13 protein-coding genes and 2 tRNA genes are annotated in these 16,025 nt (G+C 43.6%); 10 read left to right on the top strand and 5 right to left on the bottom strand.

The features are described 5' to 3' along the window. Positions 1–356: 356 nt before the first annotated feature. Entirely contained in the window at positions 357–1,256 is a 900-nt protein-coding gene (locus tag GPUN_RS02600) for a DUF3025 domain-containing protein (protein WP_006003146.1), read from the bottom strand. Positions 1,257–1,768: 512 nt separating this feature from the next. On the opposite strand from GPUN_RS02600, the gene asnB reads away from it, so the two are divergent. Beyond that, positions 1,769–3,439, top strand: coding sequence for an asparagine synthase B (asnB, locus tag GPUN_RS02595; protein WP_006003144.1), 1,671 nt, complete (start codon positions 1,769–1,771; stop codon positions 3,437–3,439). Positions 3,440–3,520: 81 nt separating this feature from the next. On the opposite strand, the gene GPUN_RS02590 is transcribed toward asnB, so the two are convergent. Both GPUN_RS02590 and queE read right to left on the bottom strand, forming a co-directional pair. Then, complete coding sequence (locus GPUN_RS02590; protein ID WP_006003143.1) at positions 3,521–4,402, bottom strand: transporter substrate-binding domain-containing protein; 882 nt, start codon at positions 4,400–4,402, stop codon at positions 3,521–3,523. A gap of 2 nt (positions 4,403–4,404) precedes the next feature. Then, positions 4,405–5,130 carry a 7-carboxy-7-deazaguanine synthase QueE gene (gene queE, locus GPUN_RS02585; RefSeq protein ID WP_006003141.1) on the bottom strand — a complete coding sequence of 242 codons (726 nt, stop codon included), beginning with the start codon at positions 5,128–5,130 and terminating at the stop codon, positions 4,405–4,407. Between the two features lie 36 nt (positions 5,131–5,166). Here queE and queC point away from each other — a divergent pair, with 36 nt between their 5' ends. Continuing rightward, positions 5,167–5,889 carry a 7-cyano-7-deazaguanine synthase QueC gene (gene queC, locus GPUN_RS02580; protein WP_141567197.1) on the top strand — a complete coding sequence of 241 codons (723 nt, stop codon included), beginning with the start codon at positions 5,167–5,169 and terminating at the stop codon, positions 5,887–5,889. 166 nt (positions 5,890–6,055) lie between these two features. Here the strand turns inward: queC and uvrB are convergent, their stop codons facing one another. Next, positions 6,056–8,074 (bottom strand): excinuclease ABC subunit UvrB, encoded by a 2,019-nt coding sequence (gene uvrB, locus GPUN_RS02575; protein ID WP_006003137.1) that lies wholly within the window; start codon positions 8,072–8,074, stop codon positions 6,056–6,058. Beyond that, on the bottom strand, positions 8,058–9,461 hold the full coding sequence (locus GPUN_RS02570) for an MATE family efflux transporter (RefSeq protein WP_141567209.1): 1,404 nt from the start codon (positions 9,459–9,461) through the stop codon (positions 8,058–8,060). Before GPUN_RS02570 ends, uvrB begins: the two co-directional genes overlap by 17 nt. Positions 9,462–10,252: 791 nt before the next feature. Between GPUN_RS02570 and GPUN_RS02560 the strand changes: the two genes are divergently transcribed. The 8 genes from GPUN_RS02560 (at position 10,253) to GPUN_RS02525 (ending at position 16,022) form a co-directional block, all read left to right on the top strand. Beyond that, positions 10,253–10,328: transfer RNA gene (locus GPUN_RS02560), tRNA-Asn, on the top strand. A gap of 67 nt (positions 10,329–10,395) precedes the next feature. Next, positions 10,396–10,471 (top strand) — tRNA-Asn (locus tag GPUN_RS02555). A 254-nt stretch (positions 10,472–10,725) separates the two neighbouring features. Then, the gene (gene rsxA / locus GPUN_RS02550; protein WP_006003130.1) at positions 10,726–11,304 is read left to right on the top strand and encodes an electron transport complex subunit RsxA; all 579 of its coding nucleotides are present in this window, start codon (positions 10,726–10,728) and stop codon (positions 11,302–11,304) included. Then, a complete protein-coding gene (gene rsxB / locus GPUN_RS02545) occupies positions 11,301–11,873 on the top strand; it encodes an electron transport complex subunit RsxB (RefSeq protein ID WP_006003129.1) in 573 nt (190 codons plus the stop codon). The genes rsxA and rsxB overlap by 4 nt, the downstream gene beginning before the upstream one ends. Next, the gene (rsxC, locus tag GPUN_RS02540) at positions 11,870–13,549 is read left to right on the top strand and encodes an electron transport complex subunit RsxC (RefSeq protein WP_006003128.1); all 1,680 of its coding nucleotides are present in this window, start codon (positions 11,870–11,872) and stop codon (positions 13,547–13,549) included. Before rsxB ends, rsxC begins: the two co-directional genes overlap by 4 nt. Next, entirely contained in the window at positions 13,542–14,654 is a 1,113-nt protein-coding gene (gene rsxD / locus GPUN_RS02535) for an electron transport complex subunit RsxD (RefSeq protein ID WP_006003127.1), read from the top strand. Before rsxC ends, rsxD begins: the two co-directional genes overlap by 8 nt. Further along, complete coding sequence (gene rsxG / locus GPUN_RS02530) at positions 14,651–15,328, top strand: electron transport complex subunit RsxG (RefSeq protein WP_006003126.1); 678 nt, start codon at positions 14,651–14,653, stop codon at positions 15,326–15,328. The genes rsxD and rsxG overlap by 4 nt, the downstream gene beginning before the upstream one ends. After that, the gene (locus GPUN_RS02525) at positions 15,321–16,022 is read left to right on the top strand and encodes an electron transport complex subunit E (RefSeq protein ID WP_006003125.1); all 702 of its coding nucleotides are present in this window, start codon (positions 15,321–15,323) and stop codon (positions 16,020–16,022) included. The genes rsxG and GPUN_RS02525 overlap by 8 nt, the downstream gene beginning before the upstream one ends. The last annotated feature ends 3 nt before the right edge of the window (positions 16,023–16,025 follow it).

The following is a 16,025-nucleotide window of genomic DNA, read 5'->3' as shown; positions in this document are numbered from 1 at the left end:
AATTACTTCCCACCAAAATAAGCAAAAAGGAAAAAAGAAAAAATATTTCATGCTGCAGGCGCGCAAATAAATGCGTCTTTATTGGCCCTCTGTCACTTGGTTTTCTGCTGAATATTGACATGGGCTCACCATGATTTAGACTGCTATTGAGATTCCCATTGACCTTATTTTCTCTATTACTTTGGTCAATATTTGCATAAGGTCATGGATTAACTTTAGCCAAACACGTGCATTTATCACGGCTTTTTTCCCTGCTACGTTTTTTGGATAATATTAGTCATTACCGCGTTAGGAGCCCACACGTAAATGAAGCAAAAATAGGTGTACGAGAATTATGATTGTCTACACTTGGGTCGTCATCTGCGTTTCGGCATAAAATAGCTGTCGTTGCGATAAAAAGAATCGTTTTGTTCTATTGGCGACCACTGCGGTATACCCAACAGCGGCATTGGCAAAAAGGGTCTTTTTGCGCTGATCAAATTACGTTGGCTTATGTGTGCAAATAACAAGTTATCGCATACTGCATGACGATCCGCACTGTCCTTGTTTGTCTGTATTTGTGCCAGCACACTGTCAGTCACCTCTATTACGACTACCTTGGCGGTTAAGCCAACAAATGGGTTCAACAACATTTCCCATAAAGCGTGCCCAAATATGACGGGAATAATTTGGGAGTGCCATTTACACTTATTCTCAACAAACAAGCGTAACCATTCGTGCTGCTCTAGCTGGGTGTTCACCTCTTTACAATTAGTAAACAGCACCAGCCCGCATTCATCAAAGTGTGTTAACTTGTCTCGCACAGGGCTGCGTTTTTTAGCGCTCTGGTTTAGCTGTATTTGTTCAACATGCTGTTCGTTAAAATATTGTTTTGTGATAGGAAATTGAGACCATATCAAGCCGTTAAAAAAGTCATGCCAGTTTTTCCTTGTTGGGACTTTCTTCGACTCGTATATTATTTGTTCATAATAACGACTGTCGTTTTCAAACTCTTTATCATCAGCAAAGCTTATGGATGGCGTTTTGTGCTTCGCAGCCATTATTATATTCAAGCAGTTAGCATTGTTGCCTAATGTAGTATTCATTTGTGAGGGGCTGCCTAAGCTACCGATTACACTGTTTTCTTGAGCAAGTGATGATTTAACATAAGAAGCCAGAGTGTAAAAAGGCGCTAAGTCAGAGAGCAGAAACAAGGTTTTAAGGCTATTAATTGATGCTTCTTCGCTCGTTTCATCTTGAGAATGACGTATATTCATAGGACTTTGATGCACTCCTTTATAATAAATATTTGTGGACTTTTAATGTGGCTGATAAGGGTATAGCAACGAATAAAACCGCGATATTTTTTTCTACACAAATAAAGCAGGAAGAAGGTACAGCGAGAAATGTAATGTATAAACGCTAACACAAATAATTTGGAGGCTCGAGATAAACGAGATCTAGCGCCAGGCTGAACGAAAAAAAGCACACTAAACTTTAAAAATCGTTAATTTACCCCATCAGTTTTTTGTATTAGGCTTATAAAACAAATAAACACTTGCAATTTTCTTGTATCATGGCAAATTCGTGTTGCACAAAATAATTATCAATAATTATCAATTATCAATAATCAAACAATAATAATAAATGTAATGCGCTTCGGCCTTGGCCTAGTTCCTGCCTGTAGCAGTGGGCTTTTTTTAGGTAGATTAAAAAAGCAGCATCTAACAATAAACGGCAGAGATTTTGTACACCTTCTTTGAATAACTAACAAAAGGCAAGCATTTATATGTGTGGTATTTTCGGTATCTTAGATATCAAAACAGACGCTGGTGAGCTAAGACCAAAAGCGCTCGAGCTAGCAAAATTATTACGCCATCGCGGCCCTGATTGGTCGGGTATATGGCAAGACGAACACGCAATTTTATGCCATGAACGCTTAGCAATTGTAGATGTTGACACAGGCGCTCAACCGCTTTTAAGTGACGACGGCAATCAAATACTCGCGGTAAACGGCGAGATTTACAACCATAAAGAGCTAGCCCAAACCCACTGTGAAGGCTACGAATTTACCACTCGCTCAGACTGCGAAATTATTCTGCCCTTATACAAACGTTATGGCGTTGACTTTATTGACAAACTTGAAGGTATGTTTGCTTTCATACTATATGACAAAGCCAGTGGTGACTATTTAATAGCGCGCGATCATATGGGTATTATTCCGTTATACACGGGCTTTGACGAATTTGGTAACTTTTACGTTGCCTCAGAAATGAAAGCGTTAGTACCCGTGTGTAAAACCGTGCAAGAATTTCCTCCTGGGCACTACATGCTTAACGGAAAGCTGGTTAAGTACTATGTGCGCGACTGGATGGATTATGAAAATGTCAAAGACAACACCACCAATCTGGTAGATCTTAAGCATGCCTTTGAAAAGGCAGTAAAATCTCACTTAATGTCAGATGTGCCCTACGCTGTCCTTTTATCAGGTGGCCTTGACTCTTCATTGGTGTCGGCAGTAGCCGCTCGCTATGTGGCAAAGCGCATAGAAGACGAGGATAAAACCGATGCTTGGTGGCCACGACTGCACAGCTTTGCGGTAGGCCTTGAGGGCGCACCAGATTTAATTGCGGCGAAAAAAGTTGCTGACATGATTGGTACAGTGCACCACGAAGTGCACTTTACTATTCAAGAAGGCCTAGACGCCATTCGTGACGTTATTTATCATCTTGAAACCTTCGATACCACCACTATACGGGCCGCCACACCAATGTATTTGCTCACCCGCAAAATTAAAGCCATGGGCATAAAAATGGTCTTATCAGGAGAAGGCGCCGACGAAATTTTCGGCGGCTACCTGTATTTTCATAAAGCGCCTAACGCCAAAGAGTTACATGAAGAAACCGTGCGTAAATTAGACCGCCTACACATGTTTGACTGCGCTCGGGCCAACAAGGCAACCTCAGCGTGGGGCGTTGAAGCACGTGTGCCCTTCTTAGATAAAAACTTTCTGGATGTAGCAATGCGCCTTAACCCACAAGACAAAATGTGTATAAACGGCCGCATGGAGAAATGGATTTTGCGCAAAGCATTTGATGACAACACCTACTTGCCACCCGAAGTATTGTGGCGTCAAAAAGAACAGTTTGGCGACGGTGTAGGCTACTCATGGATTGACTCCATTCGTGAATATGTCGGCGAGAAAGTGTCAGACCAGCAGCTTGCAACGGCACATTTCAGGTTTCCCATAAACACACCCGACACCAAAGAAGGCTATCACTACCGTACGGTATTTGAGCAATTTTTCCCGCAAGAAAGCGCTGCAAAGTGCATACCCGGCGGAAAATCTATTGCATGTAGTACGGTAGAAGCTTTGGAGTGGGATGCAAGTTTCAAAGCCATGGCAGACCCTTCTGGTCGCTCAATGAAATCGGTGCATTCTGGGGAATTTAAAGGCTAGCAACGAAAAGTAAGAAAGTGAAGACATCAGAAAAAGGGGTTTCTGCAGCCAGAACTGGATGCCCTTTCAAATACTGTCCTACTATTGATTAGGATAATACCAATAGCGAGCCTCGTCAATAGGCGTAAGTGGTGGCAGTAATGGATTGGCTAAACGGAAGTTAAGCGCGTTTTTTATATCTAATATTTCCAAAGTTTCCCCAAAGTGCTCATTAAACAACTTTTCAAAACTGCCGTCTTCTATCGCCCTATTCAGGCCCGTTTCGATGAGTCGTGACAGCGTAATATTTTGTTTGTTAGTAAAGAAATATAAGGCTGAAGGGTAGTAAAAAACAAGGTCTTTTCGCCGCTGCATGTTGACTGAGTATTGATTATCTAACTCTTGCATAACTTCAATGACCGAGCGCGGGAAAAAGTCTGCTTGCTGGGTGTTTATAAATTGCGTACTTTCAATATAGTCTCTGGCGGTAATGACGTTAAACCCATTAGCTTGGAGAATTTTAGTGTCGGGCCAGGAGATACCCTGCACGGGAGAAAACTCAAGTAGGTCTGTTATGTCATTAATCGGGGCTTCTAAAAAAGGGCTATTTTGGTGGCTTAAAAATACTCGCCAACCAATTAAGCCTCGTGTAATGGGGATACGAATAGGCCGCAGCTGCTGTTCCCGAACGGTGTCAGTCATTGACCATATTAGGTTAATATCGAGGTTCTCTTCTAAGCGTTTTAAGGCACGGGGCTGTTTCATTGGCTGTAGTGATTGTGTTAGCTCATACCTCACCCCTGTTTTTTGCAGAGCTAATTCTAATAAGGCCAATGAATAAATATCGCGTATATCACTTTCTACTTCAGATTGCGGATAAGTAATATTCCATACCGCAGAAGCGGCTTGAAAAGAGATGCCGATGTAGCAAAGCACACTCAGTATTGCTGCTACACGCGTAAATCCTTTGCATATTTTACACATGGTTATTCTACTCCGATATATTTATGCAGCTGCACGCTTAATCGCCAGTTACGCTCAATACAGGTCTTTATGGCAAGCGCGGTTGCTCGCTCCTGCTGGCTTATAGGCTGAAGGTACACCATTGGTGATTGAAACGGTGTGGCCTTAATTTGCGACTTGTCATTAAGTTCTTTAAGGGGATTTACCAAGTTTTCTTTATGCAGTAAGGCGTCTAATTCGTCTATGTGCTTTTGCATCGCAATGGGGTGTTTTATCTCGTTAGCGCGCTGCATTGCCTGTGATAAAATGGGCATGCCTGCTTTCATATTAATTTTTGGCGACACCGTCACCCATGTGTCACTATGGCACTGCACCTCATAGGTGCCGCTAGTTTCAATTTGAGTACTAAAGCCTTTGTCGTGGGCACGTGTTGTAAACTCATTAAGATCGAACAAACACGGTTCACCGCCGGTGATTACTATATGCTTTGCGGTGTAGCCTTGCTTTTCTAATAAGGGCAAAAGATCATGACTTTGCACACTAAAATAACTGGGGGAGTCGCCCGCTTTCAAGAAAATAATATCGCTATTTACCTGGTGCTGTGGCAGTGTTTCCCAAGTGTGTTTGGTATCACACCATGGACAGCCTACAGGACAGCCTTGCAAGCGCACAAAAATAGAGGGCGTGCCGGTGAATGAACCTTCACCCTGGATGGTTTCGAATATTTCGTTTACCAACAATGTGGTCATTAATTAATATTTCCTGTAATTAAAATAAATACGATTATGCATTTAGATTTTAGCATCAATGACATAAAATCTGCACTGAAAAAACTAAAGAGTCAAAATATGAGCACAAAAAAAGTTGTTATTATCTATTCAGGCGGAATGGATTCATATACCGTACTGCACTTAGCAAAGCACGAAGGGTATGAAGTTCATGCGGTGTCATTTAATTATGGTCAGCGCCACAGTAAAGAGCTGCTTTACGCTGAAAAAGTTACTCGAAAATTTAACATTCCACATAAAATTGTTGATATATCAAGTATTAACCAGTTGATTGCAGGCTCATCATTAACCTCTAACATTGATGTACCTCAAGGCCATTACGAAGAAGCCTCTATGAAGCAAACGGTCGTGCCCAATCGTAATATGATTTTATTATCATTGGCGGTCGGCTATGCAGTATCAATTAAAGCAGAAGCGGTATATTTTGGCGCACATTCGGGGGATCATGCTATATACCCAGACTGCCGCACTGAATTTGTAAGTACCATGAATGAAGTGTGTAAAATTGCTAATTATGAGGCGGTTGAAGTGCGCGCACCTTTTTTAAAAAGCGATAAAATAGAAATATTGGCCCGCGGCTTGGCACTAAACTTAGACTACAATGACACGTGGACCTGCTATAACGGGCGTGAAAAAGCCTGCGGAAAATGCGGTGCATGCCAAGAGAGATTAGAAGCTTTTGCAGGCAATAACATGACCGATCCTTTAGAGTACGAATAGGCCGTAAAACGCAAATCTACCTTCTACATTGAGGCGGCAAGGTTTTAATAAGTACTGCGTAAAATACTCTTAGCAATTTGATGAATGATCCTTATAAGCGACTTAACATGGTTGCCCCTCAATAAAGTCGTATACGCATTTAAGTATTTACGACTCCGTGAGTATGTTAAGACAACCTCACAATTTCTTTTCTTAAGGCTTCCACATCATCACGCATTGAGGCCGCTTTTTCAAACTCTAAATCTCGTGCAAAACCAAACATTTCTTTCTCCATATCAGCCACTTTGCCCATCATTTCTTTCAGGCTTAGTCGTTTATTGGCAGACTGTTGGTCTGTTACCTTCATCAACTTGACTTTGCCCGATGCGGGATGCGCGCTACTGTCGCCTAAATCCATAATGTCAGTAATGGCTTTAATCACCTGCTGTGGTGTAATACCGTTAGCAATATTATGAGCTTCTTGCACCGCCCGTCGCCTATCGGTCTCATCGATTGCCTTGCGCATAGACTTTGTAATTTTATCGCCATAAAGTATGGCGCGCCCGTTCAAATGACGTGCCGCGCGGCCTATAGTTTGAATTAAAGACTTTTCAGCGCGCAAAAAGCCTTCTTTGTCGGCATCAAGTATAGCCACTAAAGAAACTTCGGGCATATCCAGCCCTTCCCTTAGCAAGTTTATACCCACTAGCACATCAAATTTGCCTAAGCGCAGATCTCTAATTATTTCGATTCTTTCTACGGTGTCGATATCAGAATGCAAATAACGCACTCTCACGCCTTGTTCACTCAAATACTCGGTTAAGTCTTCCGACATTCGTTTGGTGAGTGTCGTAATGAGTACTCGCTCATTCACCGCCACGCGCTTGTGTATTTCACTGAGCACATCATCTACTTGCGTCGCTATCGGCCTCACTTCTATTTGAGGATCAAGTAAGCCGGTTGGCCGCACTACCTGCTCAACAATGTCTCCCTGACATTTTTCAAGCTCAAAATTACCCGGAGTGGCAGACACGTAGATGGTTTGGGGTGAAATGTGTTCAAATTCTTCAAAGCGCAGCGGACGGTTGTCAAGGGCAGATGGCATTCTAAAGCCATATTCAACCAGTGTTTCTTTACGCGACCTATCACCTTTATACATCGCGCCAATTTGCGACACCGTTACGTGCGACTCGTCAATAAACAAAAGACCGTCTGCTGGAAAATAATCAAGCAGCGTGGGCGGCGGCTCGCCGGGCGCTCTACCCGACAAATAGCGTGAATAATTTTCAATGCCCGAGCAATAGCCAAGCTCTAACATCATTTCAATATCGAACTGAGTGCGCTGTGAAAGACGCTGCTCTTCTAGCAATTTGTGGTGTTCAAGTAAATACGCTTTTCTTTGTGTTAACTCCTCTTTTATGTGATCAACCGCCTTCACGATTTTTTCACGTGGGGTCACATAATGGGTCTTAGGAAATACAGTGGTGCGTATTACATTTTTGTCGACCGAGCCGGTTAAGGGGTCAAACAAACTGAGTTTTTCTATCTCTTCATCAAAAAGCTCTATTCTCACCGCCTGCTTTTCAGAGTCGGCGGGGAAAATATCAATAACATCGCCGCGCACACGAAAAGTGCCACGCTCAAAAGCAATATCGTTGCGTTTATACTGTAGCTCAGCCAAACGGCGCAAAATATCACGCTGGTCCATCGTGTCGCCAACACGCAGATGCAAGAGCATTTTCATGTAGCTTTGCGGATCGCCCAGACCATATATAGCCGACACTGACGCAATGATGATAACGTCTCTGCGCTCCATCAACGCTTTGGTAGCAGATAGCCTCATTTGTTCTATATGTTCATTAATAGAAGAGTCTTTTTCAATGAAGGTGTCGGTGCTAGGAACATATGCTTCAGGCTGATAATAATCATAGTAAGACACAAAGTATTCAACTGCGTTGTCTGGGAAAAACTCTTTCATTTCGCCATACAGCTGGGCCGCTAAGGTTTTGTTATGCGCCATAATTAAGGTGGGTCTTTGTACACCACTAATCACGTTGGCCATGGTAAAGGTTTTACCAGAGCCTGTTACCCCTAACAACACTTGTCCCGCTACGCCGCTTTCAAGGCCCTCAACTAAACTAGCGATTGCTTTAGGCTGATCCCCGGCTGGAGAATATTTAGCGGCAAGTTTAAAGCCTTTTGACATCATTCACCCTTGTATAATTTTCTTTGTCCGCCTGCTTTTGCAGCCCTATCTCTCGATTAAACCAATAGTACGATACCCCAGCCGCCAGAGCATTAGCCACCACACAAGCCCAAAAGAGACCCTGCAGACCGTATAAATAACTGCCAAGTGCGGTGATGGGTACGTAGCAAATGAATAAGCGGATTAAACTTAAATACATTGCGGCTAGGGGTTTATGCATTGCGTTAAACGCGCTGTTAGTCAAAATAATAATCCCTTGAAAACCATAGCCAATAGGCACAATGAGTAAGAAAAGCGTAATTTGCTGGGCCACACTTTCTTCAGCGGCAAATACAGAGGCGATGTAAGGCGCCAGTATTACCAAAATTACAAACATTAGAAACTGCCACACCAGTATAAACTTAATACACATTCGGTAGGCCGTGTGTATTCGACTAAATTGATTAGCCCCAAAATTTTGACTAATAAGAGGCGGCAATGACATAGACAAAGCAAGCACCACAATGCTAGCAAGTGATTCAATTCGATTCCCCACGCCCCACGCCGCCACGGCATGCGCGCCATAACCTGCCACAATAGAGGTTACAATAGCGGCTGAAATAGGCGTCAGCATGTTTGAACCTGCAGCAGGCAAACCTATTGTTAGTACGCCTTTGGATGCCGGCACAAATTCAGACCAGCTTAGTAGTCTAGGCTCCATCAGCTCGCGTTTTACCGCCAGAAAATAGATAATCCACACTACGCACACCGTCCAAGCAATGCAGGTAGCAATCGCGGCTCCTTTTATGCCAAGCGCAGGAAAACCCAAATATCCAAAAATTAACACAGGCGTAAGCACGACGTTAATTCCGCCCCCTGCGGCCATTATAATGCTTGGTGTTTTGGTATCTCCAGAGGCTCTTAGCACTGCGTTTCCGACCATGGGAATGGCTAACAATACGCCCGCGATGTACCAAATTGACATGTAATCATATATTAATGGCAAAAGCGTTGCACTTGCACCCAGTAAGGTGAAGGTAAAGTCTATTGTGAAATAACCGGCAATGCTGAGCATGCCCACCAGTATAAATACTAGCATCAAAGAACCTGTTGCCAAGACTTTCGCGTTTGAGTCGTCGCCACTGCCAAGATACTTACCAATTACAGCAGAGGTCCCAATTCCCAAACCAATGTTGAAACTAATAATGAGAAAGGTTATCGGAAACGTAAAGCTGATAGCCGCAAGCTCATTAGTGCCGATAAGACTCACGAAGAAAGTATCGACAATACCAAACGTCATTAGCATGATCATGCCAAATATCATGGGAATTGCCATGTTAATTAAAGTCGACTTAATATCGCCTTTTAACATGTCATTTTTAGATTTTGAGCTTTTTTGAATGGACAAAACATTTATATGTATTAATAAAGACACTTTAGTTTGCCCCATTCATTCGCGTAAAAATAGCAATATCTTTTTAAAATATTTTCGCCTTCTATTAATGTTCACTAAACGAGCAGGCGCTGCTTACTAAAAGCACAGCAATATATGCTAGAAAAATACCAAACAGGCTGAAATTAGCGCGTCAATAACATGGCGACCTTAAAATAAATTCCTTGTCAATAAAATTAACACACAGGCCATCACTTTCTTTCATATTAGACATACAGAAAAGTTTTGCCGCATCTTATTAGAATTATAGATTACTGTTTAATATAGACTTTACTGAAAAATAAGAAATATATTAAAGTTTATATTGACAACTTTTGCTATTTCAAAATTAAATTGATTCACAAGTATCAACAGACTTATCCACAGAAAATGTTGATAACTGGCTGTGACTGAATGCTGGCGCTTAATGTATCCCTTTTTACGCCAAATTATGTTAGTTGTTACTAACCCTGCGCACCATTTCAACATGTTATACCGCCTCGAACCACTGTACATAAAATCAGTTACCAAACAATTTTTTATGCTTTATTAGAATAAACTTGGTGCATGACTGCCATTTTTGGAATAGTTTTAATTTTCAACAATTTCTGTTTTATTGGCAAACAGATTGATTAATCAAGCAACACTGTCTATATTTTGGCTTAGCAGATTAAAAGTACAAATTTCTATTATTCCAAAAATAATTGAAAAACTTTGTTGACAGCAAAGGCAATCGTCTTTAACATCCGCATCCGTTAAAAGGCAGGTCCCCCTTAGCTCAGTTGGTAGAGCGACGGACTGTTAATCCGCAGGTCCCCCGTTCGAGCCGGGGAGGGGGAGCCACTTTTAATGCACAAAACGCGCTAATCATTATCACGAAAATCTTTCTTTTGACTCAAGCGTTTATGATTCCCCCTTAGCTCAGTTGGTAGAGCGACGGACTGTTAATCCGCAGGTCCCCCGTTCGAGCCGGGGAGGGGGAGCCACTTCAAATATGCGAAATACGCTTTCGTACACACACTTTGACATCAATCACATTTAAATCGCTTATCCTTACTTTTTCTGTGTTGTTTAATCGCTTGTAACAGGCGATAATTGAAACTAGTACATACAATATTAGTAATAGTGTCGTTTTGTCATTCGCAAACATACAAAACCCTACTACTTACCGATATTCGATGACTTCTTTAAACAATCGCTATGATCAATTTTATTTATACTGGGCGAGTAAATTTCTGATATGACAGACTTACTTTTACTGCTGCTTGGCACCGTACTGGTTAACAACTTTGTTTTGGTGCAATTTCTAGGGTTGTGCCCTTTTATGGGTGTGTCTGGAAAGCTCGAGACGGCCATAGGCATGTCAATGGCAACTACTTTCGTGCTTACACTGGCATCACTTTCAAGCTATTTGGTTGAAACTTACATTCTAGTGCCATTAGGCATTGGGTACTTGCGTACCCTTAGTTTCATTTTAGTGATAGCGGTTGTAGTCCAATTCACTGAAATGGTGGTGCGAAAAACAAGCCCCACTTTGTACCGATTGCTAGGTATATTTTTACCGCTTATTACGACAAATTGCGCGGTGTTAGGCGTAGCCTTACTAAACACAACCAAGCAACACAACTTTCTTGAATCTATCGTGTACGGATTTGGCGCCGCTGCAGGCTTTTCATTCGTGCTGGTGCTATTTGCGGCCATGCGCGAACGTTTAGCGGCGGCAGATGTCCCTGTGCCATTCAAAGGAGCTTCAATCGCCATGATAACCGCAGGCTTAATGTCATTAGCCTTTATGGGTTTTTCAGGGCTAGTTAAATGACAGCTACCTTAATCGCATTAGCCATAGTGGCATTTATAGCGCTTATTTTGGGCGCAGGCTTAGGCTATGCGTCTATTCGCTTTAAAGTACAAAGCGATCCATTAGTCGCACAAATTGACAGCATACTGCCGCAAACTCAATGTGGGCAATGTGGTTATCCGGGCTGTCGCCCATACGCTGAGGCTATCGCCAACGGTGATGAAATAAACAAATGTCCGCCAGGTGGCGAGTCGACCATAAAAAATCTAGCCGAGCTTATGGGGGTTGAAGTAAAACCCTTAGACGGTGCTCATGGGGTCGAAGCCATAAAAAAAGTCGCGTTTATCCGCGAAGACGAATGCATTGGCTGCACTAAATGTATTCAAGCATGTCCAGTCGACGCCATTGTAGGCGCTGCTAAACAAATGCACACCGTTATTATAGACGAATGCACAGGCTGCGATCTATGCGTAGACCCCTGTCCGGTAGACTGCATTGATATGATCCCGCTGCATGAAAGTACCAGCAACTGGAAATGGGATTTCAGCCAAACGCAAGTGGGTGATATACCCGTAAGGCAATCGCTATGAAGGGGTTTGCTAGCTTTGACACCGTATTAGAAAGACTGTCGGTTGGCCGCCTTTGGGACTTTCCCGGTGGTGTTCACCCTGCTCAAGAAAAATCATTGTCAAATAAAGAGGTGATAAAAAACCTTCCGCTGCCTGAGTATGTTTACGTCCCTATAAAGCAGCACATAGGCATAGACAGTGAGCTTTTAGTCACTCTAGGTGACAAAGTACTTAAAGGACAGGCGCTCACGGCCAGCGAAAATCCATATGCCGTGCCGGTGCACGCGTCGTCTTCAGGCCTGATTACCGCGATTGGTGAACATCCTGCTGCACACCCGTCAGGCTTACCCGAGATGACCGTAACAATTACATTAGACGGTAAGGACGATGCGATTGCCACGCAAGGCATTAGCCAATACAAAGAAGCCAGTAAACACGATATTATTAGTGCAATTTGTAATGCAGGCATAAGTGGCCTTGGCGGCGCAGGGTTTCCTACCCACATAAAATCAAATACCATCAAACCGGTAGAATTTTTGATTATTAACGGAATAGAGTGTGAACCTTATATTTCAGCCGACGACCGCTTAATGCGCGAGCATGCATGGCAAATTAGGCAAGGAATCGATATTCTTCACCACCTAATAAAACCCAAACGCGTCATTATTGCCATAGAGGATAATAAACCAGAAGCCTTGGAAACGATGTCTATTGCCTGCCAGCAACAAAGTGAATACCACGTTGTTAGTGTGCCTACTAAGTATCCAGCAGGCGGCGAAAGACAGCTTATTCAAGTACTTACATCTCGCGAGGTACCCAGCGATGGCTTACCCATAGACATTGGCTGCGTAATGTACAATGTTGGTACCTGCTTCGCCGTTGCCGACGCTATCATAGAGGGCAAAGCCCTCACCCAGCGAGTGGTTACTGTAACGGGTAAAGCGATTGATAAGCCACAAAACGTATGGGCAAAAATTGGCACGCCGGTCAGCCATTTATTAGAAAACAGCGCCTTTGACGTAAACAAGCAAGCGTATCCTCGCATCATTATGGGCGGCCCAATGATGGGCTTTACCCTTGCATCAGCTAAAATCCCCATTGTAAAAATCACTAACTGTATTTTGGCCCCTGCTGCCAAAGAACTGCCTAGCGTTGAAGATGAACGAGGCTGCATTCGCTGCTCAGCTTGCGCAGATGCTTGTCCAGTATCGTTGCTACCACAGCAGCTGTTTTGGTATAGTAAAGCGAAAGACTATGATGTTGCCCAAGAATATGACTTGTTTGATTGTATTGAGTGTGGCGCCTGCGCGTATGTGTGCCCAAGTGAAATACCGCTAGTACACTATTACCGTCAAGCTAAAGGCGACATTCGCGCACAGCTACATGAAAAAGAACAGGCAGAAAAAGCGCGTATTCGGTTTGAAGCGAGGCAGCAACGCCTAGAAAGTGAAAAACAAGCGCGAGAAGAAAAACATCGCTTGGCCGCCCAAGCCAGAACCAAAGCCTTAAACAGCAACGGCGGCGGTGCTAAAGATAAAATTGCCGCAGCGCTGGCAAGAGCTAAAGCCAAAAAATCAGCCCAACTGCAACCTAGCGAAGATAGCGTAAACGACGGTGCATCAGTAAACGCAAATAAAGAGAAATTGTCGCCTAGCGAGACAGCCTCGGCCACTAAAGCGGAGGCAAAAAATGACTAAGCTGCAGGTTGCTAGCTCGCCTCATCACCACAATCAACGAGACACTGGCGCCGTTATGCGCTTAGTCGTGTATGCCGCCATTCCGGGTATTGCTGTGCAAACCTATATGTTTGGCTACGGTGTGCTAGTACAGCTTGCATTGGCGGTAGTGACAGCTGTGGTAACCGAAGTGGTGATATTAGAGATCCGCAAAAAGAACACCGAACGCGCAGTTAAAGATTATAGCGCATTACTGTGCGGTCTTTTGCTCGCCATTAGCATTCCACCCCTGGCACCTTGGTGGATAATTGTTATCGGCACGTTTTTCTCCATTGCCATCGTAAAACAGCTGTATGGAGGCCTTGGCTTTAATTTGTTCAATCCCGCTATGGCTGGCTACGTGATGTTGCTTATTTCATTCCCCGTACAAATGACAGCTTGGCTGCCACCGGTAAGTCTAACGATTCAAAACGTGGGGATTTGGGACACCATACATACTATTTTTACCGGTTACACAGCCACCGGCTTCAGTATTGCGCAGCTTCAAGCCACCGTTGATGGCGCCACAATGGCCACACCGCTTGACCATATAAAGACAGCGCTTAGTGAAGGTTACATTATCTCAGAAGGCTTAAACAACAAGATATTCAATGCCAGCATGGGCGTAGGCTGGGCACCCGTTTCTTTTGCGTATTTAATAGGCGGCTTGGTGCTCATAAAAGCGAAAGTTATTAACTGGCACATTCCCGCAAGTATGATCATTGCGGCCATGGCCGTTAGCGCAGTGCTGTCTATTTATGATATGAGTACGCACGCCTCACCTTGGTTTCATTTAGTCAATGGCAGTTTAATTGTAGGGGCATTCTTTATTGCAACTGACCCTGTTTCAGCCTCTACTACTAACCGCGGCAGAATAGTTTTTGGCGCACTTATAGGCTTTTGGATTATCGTTATACGCACTTGGGGCGGGTATCCTGATGCCATCGCGTTTGCCGTTGTGCTAATGAATTTAGCGGTGCCATTAATTGACTACTACACCAAACCAGGCACCTATGGTCACCAAAATAAAGTAAGAAATATGGCGAAGCCTTCACCCGCAAAAAAATCGCAGCAAGGTGATAAATGAACAATACAGTGCTAAGAAACGGGCTTATTTTGGGTGGCTTTGCTTTGGTCACCACCAGTATAATTGCGCTTACCTTTAGCTTTACTGCGCAGCGAATAGAAGCCGCAAAAGAAAGGCAGTTATTGACTACTTTAAACCAAGTTGTTGCACCATCTATGCACGACAATGAGTTACACACCGACTGCATTGAGGTCCAAGCTAACGAATTACTTGGCAATAAGCCGCAGCGAGTGTATCGATCTCGTCAAGGCGATGCCAATACCGCGCTAATAATTGAAACTACCGCGCCCAACGGATACAGCGGGGCGATAGATATAGTCGTGGCTATAGACTTACAAAATACTGTGTTAGCAGCGCGTGTGGTAAACCACAAAGAGACTCCGGGGCTGGGCGACAAAATAGAGCTAAGAGTGAGCGATTGGATATTAAGTTTTTCCAATGTTGTTTATGATGAGCAGCGTGACGATCGCTGGGGCGTTAAAAAAGACGGTGGCCAGTTTGATCAATTTACCGGCGCCACCATTACGCCGCGTGCGGTTGTAGAGGCAATTAAAAACGCGGCTATTTATGGCCAAAATAACATACAAACACTGTTTGCCTTGCCGGCTAACTGCAAAACAGACTCATCGAAAATAATTGCAGTGGCGTCTGCTAAGGGCATGCCTAGTGACTAACGAATACAAAGAGCTTACTTTACAAGGCTTATGGAAAAACAATCCCGCAATAGTTCAGCTTTTAGGACTTTGTCCTTTATTGGCCGTGTCTGGAACGGTTGTAAATGCCTTAGGCCTTGGAATAGCCACCACCCTTGTGCTGCTAGGTTCAAACATAACGGTGTCGCTGGTCAGAAATATTGTGCCCAACGAAATACGCATTCCAATTTTCGTGATGGTTATTGCCTCTTTTGTGACCGTTATAGAGCTGCTCATGCACGCTTTTACCTTTGGCCTATATCAGGTGTTAGGTATATTCATTCCTTTAATTGTGACCAACTGCGCGATTATTGGCAGAGCTGAGGCTTATGCATCTAAACATTCGGTTAAATTTGCGGCTTACGATGGCTTAATGATGGGCACCGGATTTACCTTGATTTTAGTCCTGCTGGGCGCTACACGTGAAATTTTAGGCTTGGGCACCTTATTCTCGGGCGCTGAATTGTTACTGGGCAACTGGGCTAGCGACTTAACCATTGTGGTTTACCAAACCGATGCCAACTTCCTGTTAGCTATTTTACCGCCTGGTGCTTTTTTAGGCCTTGGATTTATTATTGCAGCGAAAAATATTATCGACCAAGTCATTAAGGACAGAACCCAAGTTAAAGATAAAAAGGTGGTACAGCGCGCTCGCGTTACTGGAACCGACATATAAAAT

This window comes from Glaciecola punicea ACAM 611, from assembly GCF_000252165.1.
Taxonomy (GTDB): Bacteria; Pseudomonadota; Gammaproteobacteria; order Enterobacterales; family Alteromonadaceae; genus Glaciecola; species Glaciecola punicea.
Note: the sequence above shows the minus strand (reverse complement) of the source record. Positions and strands in the feature narration are given on the sequence as shown.